20 protein-coding genes and 4 pseudogenes are annotated in these 18352 nt (G+C 36.1%); 23 read left to right on the forward strand and 1 reads right to left on the reverse strand.

Annotation, left to right across the window (positions count from 1 at the left end; genetic code table 11):
* Positions 1-423: 423 nt before the first annotated feature.
* The 7 genes from ACZ1HD_RS05305 to ACZ1HD_RS05335 all read left to right on the forward strand — a co-directional run bounded on the left by ACZ1HD_RS05305 (position 424) and on the right by ACZ1HD_RS05335 (position 7709).
* Positions 424-1350, forward strand: a complete 927-nt coding sequence (locus ACZ1HD_RS05305) for a hypothetical protein (RefSeq protein ID WP_472688826.1) — start codon at positions 424-426, stop codon at positions 1348-1350.
* Positions 1316-2461 carry a hypothetical protein gene (locus ACZ1HD_RS05310; protein WP_472688827.1) on the forward strand — a complete coding sequence of 382 codons (1146 nt, stop codon included), beginning with the start codon at positions 1316-1318 and terminating at the stop codon, positions 2459-2461. Before ACZ1HD_RS05305 ends, ACZ1HD_RS05310 begins: the two co-directional genes overlap by 35 nt.
* 80 nt (positions 2462-2541) lie before the next feature.
* On the forward strand, positions 2542-3519 hold the full coding sequence (locus tag ACZ1HD_RS05315) for a hypothetical protein (RefSeq protein WP_472688828.1): 978 nt from the start codon (positions 2542-2544) through the stop codon (positions 3517-3519).
* 80 nt (positions 3520-3599) lie between these two features.
* Positions 3600-4577, forward strand: a complete 978-nt coding sequence (locus ACZ1HD_RS05320; RefSeq protein WP_472688829.1) for a hypothetical protein — start codon at positions 3600-3602, stop codon at positions 4575-4577.
* A gap of 80 nt (positions 4578-4657) precedes the next feature.
* On the forward strand, positions 4658-5635 hold the full coding sequence (locus ACZ1HD_RS05325; protein ID WP_472688830.1) for a hypothetical protein: 978 nt from the start codon (positions 4658-4660) through the stop codon (positions 5633-5635).
* Between the two features lie 80 nt (positions 5636-5715).
* Positions 5716-6693: a hypothetical protein gene (locus tag ACZ1HD_RS05330; RefSeq protein WP_472688831.1), complete on the forward strand. Its 978-nt coding sequence runs from the start codon at positions 5716-5718 to the stop codon at positions 6691-6693.
* A gap of 80 nt (positions 6694-6773) precedes the next feature.
* Positions 6774-7709, forward strand: coding sequence for an Ig-like domain-containing protein (locus ACZ1HD_RS05335; RefSeq protein WP_472688832.1), 936 nt, complete (start codon positions 6774-6776; stop codon positions 7707-7709).
* A gap of 103 nt (positions 7710-7812) precedes the next feature.
* Here ACZ1HD_RS05335 and ACZ1HD_RS05340 read toward each other — a convergent pair whose 3' ends face one another.
* Positions 7813-7968 (reverse strand): hypothetical protein, encoded by a 156-nt coding sequence (locus ACZ1HD_RS05340; RefSeq protein WP_472688833.1) that lies wholly within the window; start codon positions 7966-7968, stop codon positions 7813-7815.
* Between ACZ1HD_RS05340 and ACZ1HD_RS05345 the strand changes: the two genes are divergently transcribed.
* The 16 genes and pseudogenes from ACZ1HD_RS05345 (at position 7946) to rluF (ending at position 18301) form a co-directional block, all read left to right on the forward strand.
* Positions 7946-10078: an Ig-like domain-containing protein gene (locus ACZ1HD_RS05345; protein WP_472688834.1), complete on the forward strand. Its 2133-nt coding sequence runs from the start codon at positions 7946-7948 to the stop codon at positions 10076-10078. The genes ACZ1HD_RS05340 and ACZ1HD_RS05345 overlap by 23 nt on opposite strands.
* 2 nt (positions 10079-10080) lie before the next feature.
* Positions 10081-10551: a hypothetical protein gene (locus tag ACZ1HD_RS05350; RefSeq protein WP_472688835.1), complete on the forward strand. Its 471-nt coding sequence runs from the start codon at positions 10081-10083 to the stop codon at positions 10549-10551.
* Positions 10523-11422 (forward strand): hypothetical protein, encoded by a 900-nt coding sequence (locus ACZ1HD_RS05355; RefSeq protein ID WP_472688836.1) that lies wholly within the window; start codon positions 10523-10525, stop codon positions 11420-11422. The genes ACZ1HD_RS05350 and ACZ1HD_RS05355 overlap by 29 nt, the downstream gene beginning before the upstream one ends.
* Before the next feature lie 124 nt (positions 11423-11546).
* Complete coding sequence (locus tag ACZ1HD_RS05360; RefSeq protein ID WP_472688837.1) at positions 11547-11714, forward strand: hypothetical protein; 168 nt, start codon at positions 11547-11549, stop codon at positions 11712-11714.
* 35 nt (positions 11715-11749) lie between these two features.
* Positions 11750-12109: a DUF11 domain-containing protein gene (locus tag ACZ1HD_RS05365; protein ID WP_472688838.1), complete on the forward strand. Its 360-nt coding sequence runs from the start codon at positions 11750-11752 to the stop codon at positions 12107-12109.
* A gap of 20 nt (positions 12110-12129) precedes the next feature.
* Entirely contained in the window at positions 12130-12213 is an 84-nt protein-coding gene (locus ACZ1HD_RS05370) for a hypothetical protein (RefSeq protein WP_472689289.1), read from the forward strand.
* Positions 12214-12314: 101 nt separating this feature from the next.
* Complete coding sequence (locus ACZ1HD_RS05375) at positions 12315-12494, forward strand: DUF11 domain-containing protein (protein WP_472689290.1); 180 nt, start codon at positions 12315-12317, stop codon at positions 12492-12494.
* A 182-nt stretch (positions 12495-12676) separates the two neighbouring features.
* A pseudogene (locus ACZ1HD_RS05380) lies at positions 12677-13473 on the forward strand (DUF11 domain-containing protein); the annotation flags it as partial.
* Positions 13471-13581, forward strand: a complete 111-nt coding sequence (locus ACZ1HD_RS05385; protein WP_472689291.1) for a hypothetical protein — start codon at positions 13471-13473, stop codon at positions 13579-13581. The pseudogene ACZ1HD_RS05380 and the gene ACZ1HD_RS05385, both read left to right, overlap by 3 nt.
* Before the next feature lie 13 nt (positions 13582-13594).
* Positions 13595-13792: pseudogene (locus ACZ1HD_RS05390) on the forward strand (hypothetical protein); the annotation flags it as partial.
* Between the two features lie 2 nt (positions 13793-13794).
* Positions 13795-14091: a gliding motility-associated C-terminal domain-containing protein gene (locus ACZ1HD_RS05395; protein WP_472689292.1), complete on the forward strand. Its 297-nt coding sequence runs from the start codon at positions 13795-13797 to the stop codon at positions 14089-14091.
* A gap of 82 nt (positions 14092-14173) precedes the next feature.
* A complete protein-coding gene (locus ACZ1HD_RS05400; RefSeq protein ID WP_472688839.1) occupies positions 14174-15079 on the forward strand; it encodes a PorP/SprF family type IX secretion system membrane protein in 906 nt (301 codons plus the stop codon).
* A gap of 10 nt (positions 15080-15089) precedes the next feature.
* On the forward strand, positions 15090-16430 hold the full coding sequence (locus ACZ1HD_RS05405; RefSeq protein WP_472688840.1) for a TolB-like translocation protein: 1341 nt from the start codon (positions 15090-15092) through the stop codon (positions 16428-16430).
* Positions 16402-16677, forward strand: coding sequence for an OmpA family protein (locus ACZ1HD_RS05410; protein WP_472688841.1), 276 nt, complete (start codon positions 16402-16404; stop codon positions 16675-16677). Before ACZ1HD_RS05405 ends, ACZ1HD_RS05410 begins: the two co-directional genes overlap by 29 nt.
* 99 nt (positions 16678-16776) lie before the next feature.
* Positions 16777-17378: pseudogene (locus ACZ1HD_RS05415) on the forward strand (alpha-ketoglutarate-dependent dioxygenase AlkB family protein).
* 31 nt (positions 17379-17409) lie between these two features.
* A pseudogene (rluF, locus tag ACZ1HD_RS05420) lies at positions 17410-18301 on the forward strand (23S rRNA pseudouridine(2604) synthase RluF).
* The last annotated feature ends 51 nt before the right edge of the window (positions 18302-18352 follow it).

Genomic DNA, 18352 nt, shown 5'->3' on the forward strand with positions numbered 1-18352 from the left:
AGTAGACCCTACAAATGTTGGTGATGATTTAACAGAAACAATTATTGTTAATAAGCCACCGGTAGCGAATGACAATACAGATGTAACTTTAAATACGACAACACAGCCAAGTGCACCGTTACAGATTTTAACGGATGATTTATTAAGTGATGGCGTAACACCAGCAAGTCCAACGAATACGACTTTAGATTTAGATCCATCTACAGCAGGCGTTCAAGATGTCTTAGTAGTTGCAGGAGAAGGAACTTGGAATTATAATGATAGTACAGGAGAGCTTGTATTTACCCAGAAACGATATCAGGCGGATTTGCATCTAATTTCACAGCAGATCCAACGCCTATAGTTTATACTTTAACGGAGAATCAAACAGGTTTAACAGATACCGCAACAGTAACGATCGATTATCAAGAAGTTGCTCCAATAGTGAATGATGATATTTCATCATCAAATCCAGCAGGCGCAGTAACATTAGATCCATTAACAGGAGCAGGAGCAGATACTGATTCAGATGGTGTAATTGATCCAACTAGGGTAAGTTTGGTAGTTCCATCAGGAGCCACTACAAATGTTGTAGATGGAAACGATGATGTAACAAGTGTTACAGTACCAGGAGAAGGAACATGGAATGTTGATGAAGTTACAGGGTCAATTACTTTTACACCATTAGCAGGTTTTACAGATGATCCAACACCTATAGATTATAACATAGCGGATAATGATGGGAATGTAAGTGCTACGCCAGCTACAGTAACGGTAGATTATGTACCAGTAGCAGTAAATGATGAGAGTTTAGGCAATACGGTAGCATCAGATGTTACACTAAATGTTTTAGGTAATGATACAGAGGGCGATGCAGTTGTAGCGAACACTTTTGTGTTTGGAAGTACAGCAAACCCATTACCAGCAGGAGCAGTTGTGAGTGGTACACCAGGAGCATCGGATTATCAATTAACAGTTGCAGGTGAAGGAGTTTGGTCTTATGATGGATCAGGTAGTTTAACCTTCGATCCAGAAGCAGGCTTTACAACAGATCCAACAGTGATTGGTTATACGGTAAGTGATGCAGAAGGCAATGCAACATCAGCTATAGTAACAGTTACTTATGGAGAGTTACCACCGGTAGCGAATGACAATACAGATGTAACTTTAAATACGACAACACAGCCAAGTGCACCGTTACAGATTTTAACGGATGATTTATTAAGTGATGGCGTAACACCAGCAAGTCCAACGAATACGACTTTAGATTTAGATCCATCTACAGCAGGCGTTCAAGATGTCTTAGTAGTTGCAGGAGAAGGAACTTGGAATTATAATGATCAGCAAATGGAGAGCTTGTATTTACCCTGAAACGATATCAGGCGGATTTGCATCTAATTTCACAGCAGATCCAACGCCTATAGTTTATACTTTAACAGAGAATCAAACAGGTTTAACAGATACCGCAACAGTAACGATCGATTATCAAGAAGTTGCTCCAATAGTGAATGATGATATTTCATCATCAAATCCAGCAGGCGCAGTAACGTTAGATCCATTAACAGGAGCAGGAGCAGATACTGATTCAGATGGTGTAATTGATCCAACAAGGGTAAGTTTGGTAGTTCCATCGGGAGCCACTACAAATGTTGTAGATGGAAACGATGATGTAACAAGTGTTACAGTACCAGGAGAAGGAACATGGAATGTTGATGAAGTTACAGGGTCAATTACTTTTACACCATTAGCAGGTTTTACAGATGATCCAACACCTATAGATTATAACATAGCGGATAATGATGGGAATGTAAGTGCTACGCCAGCTACAGTAACGGTAGATTATGTACCAGTAGCAGTAAATGATGAGAGTTTAGGCAATACGGTAGCATCAGATGTTACACTAAATGTTTTAGGTAATGATACAGAGGGCGATGCAGTTGTAGCGAACACTTTTGTGTTTGGAAGTACAGCAAACCCATTACCAGCAGGAGCAGTTGTGAGTGGTACACCAGGAGCATCGGATTATCAATTAACAGTTGCAGGTGAAGGAGTTTGGTCTTATGATGGATCAGGTAGTTTAACCTTCGATCCGGAAGCAGGCTTTACAACAGATCCAACAGTGATTGGTTATACGGTAAGTGATGCAGAAGGCAATGCAACTTCAGCTATAGTAACAGTTACTTATGGAGAGTTACCACCGGTAGCGAATGACAATACAGATGTAACTTTAAATACGACAACACAGCCAAGTGCACCGTTACAGATTTTAACGGATGATTTATTAAGTGATGGCGTAACACCAGCAAGTCCAACGAATACGACTTTAGATTTAGATCCATCTACAGCAGGCGTTCAAGATGTCTTAGTAGTTGCAGGAGAAGGAACTTGGAATTATAATGATAGTACAGGAGAGCTTGTATTTACCCTGAAACGATATCAGGCGGATTTGCATCTAATTTCACAGCAGATCCAACGCCTATAGTTTATACTTTAACGGAGAATCAAACAGGTTTAACAGATACCGCAACAGTAACGATCGATTATCAAGAAGTTGCTCCAATAGTGAATGATGATATTTCATCATCAAATCCAGCAGGCGCAGTAACGTTAGATCCATTAACAGGAGCAGGAGCAGATACTGATTCAGATGGTGTAATTGATCCAACTAGGGTAAGTTTGGTAGTTCCATCGGGAGCCACTACAAATGTTGTAGATGGAAACGATGATGTAACAAGTGTTACAGTACCAGGAGAAGGAACATGGAATGTTGATGAAGTTACAGGGTCAATTACTTTTACACCATTAGCAGGTTTTACAGATGATCCAACACCTATAGATTATAACATAGCGGATAATGATGGGAATGTAAGTGCTACGCCAGCTACAGTAACGGTAGATTATGTACCAGTAGCAGTAAATGATGAGAGTTTAGGCAATACGGTAGCATCAGATGTTACACTAAATGTTTTAGGTAATGATACAGAGGGCGATGCAGTTGTAGCGAACACTTTTGTGTTTGGAAGTACAGCAAACCCATTACCAGCAGGAGCAGTTGTGAGTGGTACACCAGGAGCATCGGATTATCAATTAACAGTTGCAGGTGAAGGAGTTTGGTCTTATGATGGATCAGGTAGTTTAACCTTCGATCCAGAAGCAGGCTTTACAACAGATCCAACAGTGATTGGTTATACGGTAAGTGATGCAGAAGGCAATGCAACTTCAGCTATAGTAACAGTTACTTATGGAGAGTTACCACCGGTAGCGAATGACAATACAGATGTAACTTTAAATACGACAACACAGCCAAGTGCACCGTTACAGATTTTAACGGATGATTTATTAAGTGATGGCGTAACACCAGCAAGTCCAACGAATACGACTTTAGATTTAGATCCATCTACAGCAGGCGTTCAAGATGTCTTAGTAGTTGCAGGAGAAGGAACTTGGAATTATAATGATAGTACAGGAGAGCTTGTATTTACCCAGAAACGATATCAGGCGGATTTGCATCTAATTTCACAGCAGATCCAACGCCTATAGTTTATACTTTAACGGAGAATCAAACAGGTTTAACAGATACCGCAACAGTAACGATCGATTATCAAGAAGTTGCTCCAATAGTGAATGATGATATTTCATCATCAAATCCAGCAGGCGCAGTAACGTTAGATCCATTAACAGGAGCAGGAGCAGATACTGATTCAGATGGTGTAATTGATCCAACTAGGGTAAGTTTGGTAGTTCCATCGGGAGCCACTACAAATGTTGTAGATGGAAACGATGATGTAACAAGTGTTACAGTACCAGGAGAAGGAACATGGAATGTTGATGAAGTTACAGGGTCAATTACTTTTACACCATTAGCAGGTTTTACAGATGACCCAACACCTATAGATTATAACATAGCGGATAATGATGGGAATGTAAGTGCTACGCCAGCTACAGTAACGGTAGATTATGTACCAGTAGCAGTAAATGATGAGAGTTTAGGCAATACGGTAGCATCAGATGTTACACTAAATGTTTTAGGTAATGATACAGAGGGCGATGCAGTTGTAGCGAACACTTTTGTGTTTGGAAGTACAGCAAACCCATTACCAGCAGGAGCAGTTGTGAGTGGTACACCAGGAGCATCGGATTATCAATTAACAGTTGCAGGTGAAGGAGTTTGGTCTTATGATGGATCAGGTAGTTTAACCTTCGATCCAGAAGCAGGCTTTACAACAGATCCAACAGTGATTGGTTATACGGTAAGTGATGCAGAAGGCAATGCAACTTCAGCTATAGTAACAGTTACTTATGGAGAGTTACCACCGGTAGCGAATGACAATACAGATGTAACTTTAAATACGACAACACAGCCAAGTGCACCGTTACAGATTTTAACGGATGATTTATTAAGTGATGGCGTAACACCAGCAAGTCCAACGAATACGACTTTAGATTTAGATCCATCTACAGCAGGCGTTCAAGATGTCTTAGTAGTTGCAGGAGAAGGAACTTGGAATTATAATGATAGTACAGGAGAGCTTGTATTTACCCTGAAACGATATCAGGCGGATTTGCATCTAATTTCACAGCAGATCCAACGCCTATAGTTTATACTTTAACGGAGAATCAAACAGGTTTAACAGATACCGCAACAGTAACGATCGATTATCAAGAAGTTGCTCCAATAGTGAATGATGATATTTCATCATCAAATCCAGCAGGCGCAGTAACATTAGATCCATTAACAGGAGCAGGAGCAGATACTGATTCAGATGGTGTAATTGATCCAACTAGGGTAAGTTTGGTAGTTCCATCAGGAGCCACTACAAATGTTGTAGATGGAAACGATGATGTAACAAGTGTTACAGTACCAGGAGAAGGAACATGGAATGTTGATGAAGTTACAGGGTCAATTACTTTTACACCATTAGCAGGTTTTACAGATGATCCAACACCTATAGATTATAACATAGCGGATAATGATGGGAATGTAAGTGCTACGCCAGCTACAGTAACGGTAGATTATGTACCAGTAGCAGTAAATGATGAGAGTTTAGGCAATACGGTAGCATCAGATGTTACACTAAATGTTTTAGGTAATGATACAGAGGGCGATGCAGTTGTAGCGAACACTTTTGTGTTTGGAAGTACAGCAAACCCATTACCAGCAGGAGCAGTTGTGAGTGGTACACCAGGAGCATCGGATTATCAATTAACAGTTGCAGGTGAAGGAGTTTGGTCTTATGATGGATCAGGTAGTTTAACCTTCGATCCAGAAGCAGGCTTTACAACAGATCCAACAGTGATTGGTTATACGGTAAGTGATGCAGAAGGCAATGCAACATCAGCTATAGTAACAGTTACTTATGGAGAGTTACCACCGGTAGCGAATGACAATACAGATGTAACTTTAAATACGACAACACAGCCAAGTGCACCGTTACAGATTTTAACGGATGATTTATTAAGTGATGGCGTAACACCAGCAAGTCCAACGAATACGACTTTAGATTTAGATCCATCTACAGCAGGCGTTCAAGATGTCTTGGTAGTTGCAGGAGAAGGAACTTGGAATTATAATTCAGCAAATGGAGAGATTGTATTTACCCTGAAACGATATCAGGCGGATTTGCATCTAATTTCACAGCAGATCCAACGCCTATAGTTTATACTTTAACAGAGAATCAAACAGGTTTAACAGATACCGCAACAGTAACGATCGATTATCAAGAAGTTGCTCCAATAGTGAATGATGATATTTCATCATCAAATCCAGCAGGCGCAGTAACGTTAGATCCATTAACAGGAGCAGGAGCAGATACTGATTCAGATGGTGTAATTGATCCAACAAGGGTAAGTTTGGTAGTTCCATCGGGAGCCACTACAAATGTTGTAGATGGAAACGATGATGTAACAAGTGTTACAGTACCAGGAGAAGGAACATGGAATGTTGATGAAGTTACAGGGTCAATTACTTTTACACCATTAGCAGGTTTTACAGATGATCCAACACCTATAGATTATAACATAGCGGATAATGATGGGAATGTAAGTGCTACGCCAGCTACAGTAACGGTAGATTATGTACCAGTAGCAGTAAATGATGAGAGTTTAGGCAATACGGTAGCATCAGATGTTACACTAAATGTTTTAGGTAATGATACAGAGGGCGATGCAGTTGTAGCGAACACTTTTGTGTTTGGAAGTACAGCAAACCCATTACCAGCAGGAGCAGTTGTGAGTGGTACACCAGGAGCATCGGATTATCAATTAACAGTTGCAGGTGAAGGAGTTTGGTCTTATGATGGATCAGGTAGTTTAACCTTCGATCCAGAAGCAGGCTTTACAACAGATCCAACAGTGATTGGTTATACGGTAAGTGATGCAGAAGGCAATGCAACATCAGCTATAGTAACAGTTACTTATGGAGAGTTACCACCGGTAGCGAATGACAATACAGATGTAACTTTAAATACGACAACACAGCCAAGTGCACCGTTACAGATTTTAACGGATGATTTATTAAGTGATGGCGTAACACCAGCAAGTCCAACGAATACGACTTTAGATTTAGATCCATCTACAGCAGGCGTTCAAGATGTCTTGGTAGTTGCAGGAGAAGGAACTTGGAATTATAATTCAGCAAATGGAGAGCTTGTATTTACCCTGAAACGATATCAGGCGGATTTGCATCTAATTTCACAGCAGATCCAACGCCTATAGTTTATACTTTAACAGAGAATCAAACAGGTTTAACAGATACTGCAACAGTAACGATCGATTATCAAGAAGTTGCTCCAATAGTGAATGATGATATTTCATCATCAAATCCAGCAGGCGCAGTAACGTTAGATCCATTAACAGGAGCAGGAGCAGATACTGATTCAGATGGTGTAATTGATCCAACAAGGGTAAGTTTGGTAGTTCCATCGGGAGCCACTACAAATGTTGTAGATGGAAACGATGATGTAACAAGTGTTACAGTACCAGGAGAAGGAACATGGAATGTTGATGAAGTTACAGGGTCAATTACTTTTACACCATTAGCAGGTTTTACAGATGATCCAACACCTATAGATTATAACATAGCGGATAATGATGGGAATGTAAGTGCTACGCCAGCTACAGTAACGGTAGATTATGTACCAGTAGCAGTAAATGATGAGAGTTTAGGCAATACGGTAGCATCAGATGTTACACTAAATGTTTTAGGTAATGATACAGAGGGCGATGCAGTTGTAGCGAACACTTTTGTGTTTGGAAGTACAGCAAACCCATTACCAGCAGGAGCAGTTGTGAGTGGTACACCAGGAGCATCAGATTATCAATTAACAGTTGCAGGTGAAGGAGTTTGGTCTTATGATGGATCAGGAAGTTTAACCTTTGATCCAGAAGCAGGCTTTACAACAGATCCAACAGTGATTGGTTATACGGTAAGTGATGCAGAAGGCAATGCAACTTCAGCTACAGTAACAGTTACTTATGGAGAGTTACCACCGGTAGCGAATGACAATACAGATGTAACTTTAAATACGACAACACAACCAAGTGCACCGTTACAGATTTTAACGGATGATTTATTAAGTGATGGCGTAACACCAGCAAGTCCAACGAATACGACTTTAGATTTAGATCCATCTACAGCAGGCGTTCAAGATGTCTTGGTAGTTGCAGGAGAAGGAACTTGGAATTATAATTCAGCAAATGGAGAGATTGTATTTACCCTGAAACGATATTAGGAGGATTTGCATCTAATTTCACAGCAGATCCAACGCCTATAGTTTATACTTTAACAGAGAATCAAACAGGTTTAACAGATACTGCAACAGTAACGATCGATTATCAAGAAGTTGCCCCAACAGCGAATGATGATATTTCATCATCAAATCCAGCAGGCGCAGTAACATTAGATCCATTAACAGGAGCAGGAGCAGATACTGATTCAGATGGTGTAATTGATCCAACTAGGGTAAGTTTGGTAGTTCCATCGGGAGCCACTACAAATGTTGTAGATGGAAACAATGATGTAACAAGTGTTACAGTACCAGGAGAAGGAACATGGAATGTTGATGAAGTTACGGGATCAATTACTTTTACACCATTAACAGGTTTTACAGATGACCCAACACCTATAGATTATAACATAGCGGATAATGATGGGAATGTAAGTGCTACGCCAGCTACAGTAACGGTAGATTATGTACCAGTAGCAGTAAATGATGAGAGTTTAGGCAATACGGTAGCATCAGATGTTACACTAAATGTTTTAGGTAATGATACAGAGGGCGATGCAGTTGTAGCGAACACTTTTGTGTTTGGAAGTACAGCAAACCCATTACCAGCAGGAGCAGTTGTGAGTGGTACACCAGGAGCATCGGATTATCAATTAACAGTAGCGGGTGAAGGAGTTTGGTCTTATGACGGATCAGGTAGTTTAACCTTCGATCCAGAAGCAGGCTTTACAACAGATCCAACAGTGATTGGTTATACGGTAAGTGATGCAGAAGGCAATGCAACTTCAGCAACAGTAACAGTTACTTATAATGAAGTATCACCAGTAGCTACAGATGATAGCGTAAGTGGTATTGTAACAGGAGTTGATGCAGTATTGTCAGACATTTCAGTTAATGATACGTTGAGTGATGGAAGTCCAGTAGATACAAATCCATCGACAGGGAATGCTACGATAAGTATTGATCCAAATGATTCAGACGGAGATGGAAATCCATTGACATTAGATGTATCAGGCGAAGGAGTTTGGAGTTATGATCCAACTACAGATGATTTAACATTTAATCCGGACCCAACATTTACAGCAGATCCAACACCAATAGTTTACACATTAACAGAGACAATTACCGGAGAGAGCACAACAGCAATTGCTAGTGCAGGTTATGTAGCACAAGCGCCGGTAGCAACAAGTGATACTGATTTAAATAATGTGCCAGGAAACTTAGTGACTGTGGATGTAACGTCTAATGATGCCGATTCAGATGCATCAGGAAGTATAGATCCAACAACAGTAAGTTTAATTGTACCAGTTGGTACAGCTACAAATGTTAATAAAGATGCTAATGGAGATGTAATAAGTTTTGTGATTCCAGGAGAAGGAACTTGGTTTGTTGATGCTATATCAGGATCAATAACATTTACTCCGGAAGTTGGTTATACACAAGATCCAACACCAATAGCTTATACAGTTGATGATAATGATGGTAATATTTCTAATCAAGCTACAGTAACGATAGGTTATTCTCCATTAAATATTATAGCAACTAATGATGACTTTACAAATAGTCCGGTTAACGGGATAGAAGGAGAATCATTAGTAGGAAATATTTTAACTAGTGATACTGGTGATGGTTTTGATACTTTAGATGGAGATGCAGCAACTAGAAATAATGTTATTATTTCGATAGTTAATCCGGCAACACCAATAGTTGCAGGAGCATTAGTACCAGTAATTGATGTAGTAACAGGTAATATAACTGTACCAGCAGGAACACCTGCAGATACTTATACAATCACATACTCTATATGTGATAAGTTAGAACCAAATCCACCAGGTAATTGCGACACCGCTGTTGTAACAGTAGTTGTAGAAGCAGCTCCAATTGTTGCAGAAGATGACGTGATAGCAGGAGGAAATGGATTAAACGGTAATTCAAATGTAGGTAACTTATTTGATGATAATACTGATGGTAATGATACGCTAAACGGAGTATCAACAGATGTATCTGATGTTGCAATATCAATAATTGCACCGGCAACACCTAAATTGCCAGGAGCACCTGTACCAAGTGTAGATATATCAACAGGAATTATAAGCATTCCTCCTGGAACACCTGCAGGAGATTATGAGATAAATTACTCTATTTGTGAGATATTAAATCCTAATAATTGTGATACGGCAACAATTACCGTAACTGTAGATCCAGCAAAAATAGATGCTATTAATGATGATTTTTCTGCAATGCCTATTAATGGATTAGATGGAGCAAATACTGCAAGTGTATTATTAAATGATACATTAAACGGAGTGTTAGTTTCACCAGCAGATGTTAATTTAACTGCAGGAGTTGCACCAACAACAACTTCGGAGGATTGACTATGAATGCAGATGGTACAATTACAGTTGCACCAAATACACCTGCAGGAACTTATGTGTATCTATATACAATTTGTGAAGTTTTAAATCCTACAAATTGCGATACAGCAGAAGCTACAGTTGTAGTAGAAGAGGCTGGTATAGATGCGATTGTAGATGATTATTCATTAAGTCCAGTAAATGGGTTAGATGGAGAACCTAATGTAGGAAATGCTTTAGATAACGATACTCTAAATGGTATTCCTGTAGTACTTGCAGATGTAACAATTACTATAAAAACACCAGCAACTCCAATTGCAGGAGCACCGGTTCCTGTAATAGATCCTGCTACGGGTATTGTAAGTGTGCCAGTTGGTACACCAGGCGGAACGTATACTATAGAATACACTATTTGTGAAAACTTAAATCCAAATAATTGTGATACAACAACTGTTATAGTTGTAGTTGATTCACCGAGAGATTGTTGCAGTTGATAATATTCCTGTAACGCCTGTAAATGGATTTGAAGGTAAAGTAGCTGTAGTTAATGTTTTTGATAATGATACTTTAAACGGTGTTTTAGTAAATTCTGATGAAGTAACATTAAAGTTAATAACTGCAGACCCAAATAATGCATTAACATTAAACGGAGATGGAACTGTAGATGTTGCTCCAGGAACAGCAGCAGGAACATACGAATTAGAATATCAAATATGTGAAGTTTTAAACCCGACAAATTGTGATATAGCTAAAGTAATTGTAGTTGTTGAAGAGGCTATTATTGTGGCAGAAAATGATGATTTCAGTTCGAAGCCAGTAAATAGTTTAGATGGTAGTGCAAACGTAGGAAATGTGTTGGCAAATAATGGAGATGGAGCAGATACTTTAAATGGAAGTTCTGTTGATATTGATGCTGTAAATTTAACGGTAGTTTCACCAGCAACACCATTAACACCAGGTGCTACTGTACCAGTAATAGACCCATCAACAGGTATTGTTAGCGTTCCATCCGGAACTCCAGCAGGTACATATAAAATTGGTTATAGCATTTGTGAGGAATTAAATCCAACAAATTGTGATGATGCAATAGTAACGGTAGTTGTAGGTACAGGGCCAATTGTAGCTAATGATGATATAATTGGTAATGTTGATGGTTATAATGGAGATGATAACGTAGGAAATGTTTTAACCGACAATGGAAGTGGATCTGATACTTTAAACGGAGTACCAGTTTTAATTGATGAAGTGGTTATTTCTATAGTTACTCCTGCAACACCTTTAGTGTCTCGGTGCGCCAGTTCCAACAATAGATCCATCAACAGGAATTATCAGTGTACCTTCAGGAACACCAGGTGGTTCTTATGAAATAGAATATCAGATATGTGAAGTTTTAAATCCAGTAAATTGTACAACAGCAATTGTAACTGTAGATGTAAAAGAAAGTGCAGATTTAACTTTATTAAAAGAAGTTGATGTAGATACGCCAAATGTGGGTGGTACTGTAAACTTTACAATTACATTAACCAATAATGGTTTAAATAATGCTACCGGAGTAAATGTAGTAGATCAATTACCAACTGGTTATACTTTTGTTAGTGCTGTTGCTTCTGTAGGAACTTATAGTGAAGTTTCGGATCATGGAATGTTGGTGCTGTAACAGCATCAGAAAATGAAACCTTAGTTATTACTGCAATGGTAAATGCCACTGGTAATTATACAAATACAGCAGAAGTAACTTCATCAGATCAAGAAGATCCAACATCAACACCAGGAAATAGTAATCCTACCGAAGATGATTATGATGATGCAACTACAACACCAATAAAAATTACAGATTTAGTAACTAACAAAGTAGTAAGCCAATCTGTAGCAAACGTAGGTGATATAGTTGAGTTTACATTAAACGTTGTAAATAACGGGCCAAGTAATGCTACCGGAGTTAGTTTAATCGAAAACTTACCATCAGGGTTAACTTATATTAGTCATACAGCAACGGGTGGAACTGTAAATTCATTTACTTCGGAATTTGGTCTATTGGTAATTTACCATTAGGCGGTTCTGCAACAATTACTATTAAAGCTTCGGTTAACAAAGGTGAAGCTGGAAATAATATTAATAATGTAGTAACTGCAACTTCGGAAATGAAGTTGACTTAACTACAGTTGGAGACGATTTAGAGGAGTCTATTTATGTAACTAGTGCAGATTTAGCAGTTACTAAAATTGTAGACGATGCTACACCAAATGTTGGTAACACTATTTCTTATGTAATTGAAGTTATTAATAATGGTCCAGATACAGCAACAAATGTAAGTCCGGTTGATAATTTACCTGTAGGTGTAACTTTTGTAAGTTCATCTATAACTAATGGTACTTTTAACAACGGATCTGGAGAATGGTCTATTGGTGATTTAGCTTCGGTGCTTCTGCAAATTTAACTATTGAAGCGACTGTTAATGAAGGTACTATTGGTAAAACAATAACAAACACAACAAGTTCTGTAGTATCAGATCAAGAAGATCCAGATACTACAAATAATATTGGTGCTGTAAGTATTGTACCTGTCGGAGTAATAGATTTAAGGTTAACTAAAACAATTGTAAATAACATTACAACTCCATTGGTTGGCGATAAATTAACTTTCGAAATTAGAGTTTATAATGATGGACCAACAGATGCTACAGGAGTTCAAGTATCAGAATTAGTTCCTTCGGATATAAATATGAAAACTATAGTTCTACAATTGGTACCTATAATCCAACTACAGGTTTATGGAATATTGGTAAAGTAGAGGTTGGTAATACAGCAGTTTTATTAGTAGATGTTACAGTTTTAGAAAGCGGAGTTTACGAAAATTGTGCAGAAATTATAGCAGCTAATGAAGATGACAAAGATTCTACACCTGCAAACGGAGTTGAAGCAGAAGATGATTATGATTGTGCATCTGTAACACCAGTAACAGAATTAGACTTATCAATAGTTAAAACTGTTGTTAATGGTAATACATCTCCTAAAGTAGGAGAAGTAATAACTTTCGAAATTCAGTTAACTAATAACGGACCTATCAATGGTACAGATGTTACGGTAATTGATAACTTATTACCATTATCATACACATTTGTTAATTACAGTTCTACCGTTGGCGCTTATGATGAGAACACAGGAATCTGGAATGTTGGTAAAATTGCCGCAAATGATATCGAAATATTATTAATAGATGTTATCGTAGAGGCAGAAGGTACTACAGCAAGTTACACAAATTGTGCAACTGTAAATAGTGTTCATCAGCCAGATGTAAACGCAACTAACGATACATCATGTATAACTTTAACACCAGTACAAACTGTAGATCTAGAGTTAACTAAAGATGTTAGCGAAAATAAACCAGTTGCAGGTTCTAATGTAGACTTTACAGTGAATTTAACTAACAATGGTTTAAGTACTGCAAACGGTGTAGAAGTTCTAGACTTATTACCATCACGGTTATACATTTGTAAGTGCAACTACCACAGCAGGTTCTTATAATGAATTAACTGGTCTTTGGACAGTTGGTACGGTCTTAAAAGATGAAACTCAAACATTAACTGTAACTGCAACTGTAGAGGCGTTTGGTGATTGGTTAAACATTGCAGAAGTAACTGCAGTTAACGAGTTAGATATTGACTCTACACCAAACAACGGAGATCTTTACGAAGATGATATGGCACAAAGAGCAACAGAGCCGAAGTATTATTAGCAATACCGGAAGGGTTTACACCAGACGGAGATGGTAAAAATGATGTGTTCGAGATAAAACATTTAGAAGTGTTGTATCCTAAGTTTGGAATGGAAATAGTAAATAGATATGGTAATGTGGTTTATACATATAAACACGATGGTAACCCAAGTACATCACCAAAATGGTGGAATGGTTTCTCTACAGGACGTTGGAATTTAAGTTCTGATAGTTTACCTGCAGGTACATACTACTATACTATTTACTTTAATAATGATGATAGAAAACCTCAAACAGGTTGGTTATATTTAAGAAAATAAAAATTGTAAAAACAGAAAATATAGAGAGAAAAGATTCTAAAAACTCTTTTCTCTCTTATAAATCATATTTTAAACTAGGTTTATGAAAAAAATAAAATTACTTTTTAGTATAATATTGCTTACTACAATTAGTACTATTTATGGTCAACAAGATCCGCAGTATACGCAATACATGTACAACATGAATATTTTAAATCCTGCGTACGCCGGTTCTAAAGGAGTAGGTAGTATAGGAATTTTAGGTAGATCACAATGGGTTGGTGTAGAAGGTTCTCCGCAAACATTTACAGTTTCTGCAGATACTCCATTAGGAAACAATCTAGGGTTAGGATTGTCTATTATTCATGATGAAATAGGTCCTGTGAAAGAAGATAATATCTATTTTGATGTTTCTTTTACAATTAGAACATCCGAAGAAGGTAGACTTGCTTTTGGTATAAAAGGTGGAGCCACTTTTTTAAATGTTAGAGAATTAAGATTGGGTGAACCCGCAGATCCATTAAATACTCCTGTAAACCAAGCTTCTCCAAATTTCGGAGCAGGTTTATATTATTATTCAGATAAGTTTTATGTAGGTCTTTCTGTACCAAATTTCTTAGAAACAATTCATTTAGAAAAAGGAAATGGAATTGTAAGTACTGCATCAGAGAAAATGCATTACTTTTTAACTTACAGTTATGTGTTTGATATTTCAAATAATTTAAAACTTAAACCATCAGTAATGTTAAAGGGTGTTGCAGGTGCACCATTATCTGTAGATATATCTGCAAACTTGCTAGTAGATAATAAATTTGAAATTGGTTTGTCTCATAGATTAGATGATTCTATAAGTGGTATTTTAGGTTTTAATGTTAATCAAGATTTTAGAATTGGTTATGCATACGATCATACAATTACCCGTTTTGGTAACTTTAATTACGGTAGTCATGAAATAATGTTGTTATTTAATTTTAATAGAAGAAACATTAAGAGTCCTAGATTCTTTTAAAAAAATAAATATGAAAAAAATTACCTTTATACTTTTAGCTTTATTTGTTGGTGTAACTAATGCACAACAATTTAACTATACAATTAAAAGACTAGATGTTAACACTAAATATTCTGATTTTGGTGTTGCATATTATGGTGATAAAGAAGCTGTATTTGCATCTAGTAGAAGTCCTAAATCTGTAAAAACAGGTTTGTGGGCAAATAATAGACAGCCCTATTTAGAATTATACAAAGGAACTGTTTTAGAAAATGGTGAAATTGAAAATGTAAAACGATTTTCAAAAAAAATAAGTACAAAATATCATGAGTCTAATGTGGCGTTTACAAAAGATTTAAAAACAGTTTATTTTTCAAGAAATAATTATATCAAGAAAAAACTTAGAAATGATTCTGAAGGAATGAACTTGATACAAATGTATAAAGCAACAGTTGGTGAAAATGGTGAATGGACAAATATAGTATCAATGCCTTTTAATGATGATAATTACCAAACTGGACACCCTGTTTTAAATAAAGATGAAACCAAATTATATTTTACTTCAGATATGCCAGGATCTATTGGTAGCACAGATATTTTTGTTGTAGATATTTATAAAGATGGTACTTATGGACAACCAGTTAACTTAGGTGCTAGAGTAAATACTGTCGGTAAAGAAATGTTTCCTTATATAGATAAAAACGACGTCTTGTACTTTTCATCAAACGGTTATAGAGAAGGTAAAGGAGGATTAGATATTTATGCTGTAAAACTATCTGATTCTACCAATAAAATGAGAGCTACTAATTTAGGATATCCTATAAATTCTAGTTACGACGATTTTAGTCTTGTTTTTAGAAACGGAAAAAGAGAAGGTCACTTTTCGTCTAATAGAAAAAGAGGAGCAGGTGATGATGATATTTATTATTTTAAAGAAATAGCACCCGTAAGAGTAGAATGTGATCAAGTAGTAAACGGTGTCGTTAAAGAACGTGTAACAGAGGCTTTATTACCAGGAGCAAAAGTAGATTTGTATAATTCTAAAGGAAAAATTATAGATTCTGTAATCGCAGATAGCAATGCAAGATTTAAATTTAACGTAGACTGTAAAGAATCGTATAAAGTAGTAGGTAGTAAATTTGATTACACAGAAGACTCAGAAGAATTTACAACAAATTTAGATGAAGATTTAAATTTAACTCTAGGTTTAAATTTAATAGAAAGTGAATTTGTTAGAGTAAGAGGATTGTTAATGGTAGACATAAATCCTATTTATTTTGATTTAGATAAATCTTTTATTAGACCGAGACGCAGCAATAGAAATAGAGAAAGTGGTAAGAATTATGAGAAAGTATCCAGAGTTAAAAATTAAATTAGCTTCTCATACAGATAGTAGAGCACCAGATGCTTACAATTTATCATTATCAAAAAGAAGAGCAAAGTCTACTTTAGAGTGGTTAATTGGTCGTGGTATAAAAGCAACAAGAATAGAAGCAAATGGTTACGGAGAAACTCAATTAGTAAATAAATGTGCCAACAATGTAGAGTGTTCAGAGGCGGCTCATCAATTAAATAGAAGAACAGAATTTATTATTTTAAATCCAGAAGCAATTCGTTAAAACTTTAATATACTAATAATTCAAAAAGTCTAGCTGTAAAAAGTTAGACTTTTTTTGTACATCAAAACTAAGACATAATATAAATTGTATTTTTACACTATGGATTTGTTTTCTTCAGAAAAAATAAAAAATATTTTACCTTTTGATGGTATTACAAACTATCATGGGGTAATTTTAAATCTAAACGATTGCAATTTTTATTACAATAAGTTGATGAATTCTATTAACTGGAAAAATGATGAAGCTATTATTTTTGGTAAAAAAATAATAACCAAAAGAAAAGTTGCATGGTATGGCGAATTAGAATTTTCATATAAATATTCGGAGTAACAAAAACAGCAAACATTTTTACAAAAGAGTTACTAGAACTTAAAGCAATTGTAGAAAACGAAACAAAAGAAAGCTACAATTCTTGTTTATTAAATTTATATCATTCAGGAGAAGAAGGTATGGCGTATCATTCCGACGGAGAAAAAATGCTCAAAAAAAACGGAGCAATTGCATCTTTATCTTTAGGAGCAGCAAGAAAATTTTCTTTTAAACATAAAGAAAATAAACAAAGAATAGACATTGTTTTAGAAAACGGAAGCTTATTAGTAATGAAATCAGGTACACAAACAAATTGGTTACATAGATTGCCACCAACAAAAAAAGTAAAAACACCTCGAATTAATTTAACCTTTAGAACAATAGAATTGTAATCTTATCTTTACTTTTGCAAAAAAATATTCATTGGAAACTAACAAGCAACAAACTATAAATCTTAATAAATATATAAGCTCATCTGGTATTTGTTCTAGACGAGAAGCAGAAAGATTTATTAATGAAGGCAGAGTTACAATTAATGGTAAACCAACCCAATTGGGTAACAGAGTTGGTAAAAAAGATGTTGTAAAGTTAGATGGTAGATTAGTTAAACCTAAAAAAACCACACTTTATATTGCTTTAAATAAACCTGTAGGTATTGTTTCTACAACAGATGGTAGAGAAAAAGCAAATATTGTAAAACATATAAATCATCCGAGAAAGATTATTTCCTATTGGTCGTTTAGATAAACCATCCGAAGGATTAATTTTTTTAACAAATGATGGTGATATCGTAAATAAAATTTTACGAGCAGGTAACAATCACGAAAAAGAATATTTTGTAACCGTAAATAAATCGATTACATCAGAATTTATAAATAAAATGGGTAACGGAATACCAATTTTAGGTACAGTTACAAAAAAATGTAAAGTAGAAAAAGTAAGCGAAAAAGTCTTTAAAATAATACTTACACAAGGTCTAAATAGGCAAATTCGTAGAATGTGCGAGTATTTAGATTACGAAGTAACCAAGTTAAAAAGAACCCGAATTATGAATGTAGAATTGGGTTTTTTACAAACAGGAGATTGGCGAGAACTTACCCAAGAAGAAATGCAACAAATAAATAAAATGATTGCAACATCTTCTAAAACAGAAGAAGCATCTATTGTAAAAGAAGCACCAAAAGCTAAAAAAGCAAAAAAGAAAGAAGCACCAACTAAAAATAATTTTAATAAAAAAAGTGCATCATTTAGAAAATCATCACCAAAAAATAAAAGAAACAATACCAGTTTTTCATCTAAAAGAAAAAGGAGATAATTTTTTGGGCGTTACTTTGTTCTAAAAGCATTTAGAACCAAAGTCAGGCTT

It is taken from the genome of Polaribacter sp. HA6-7, assembly GCF_055693625.1.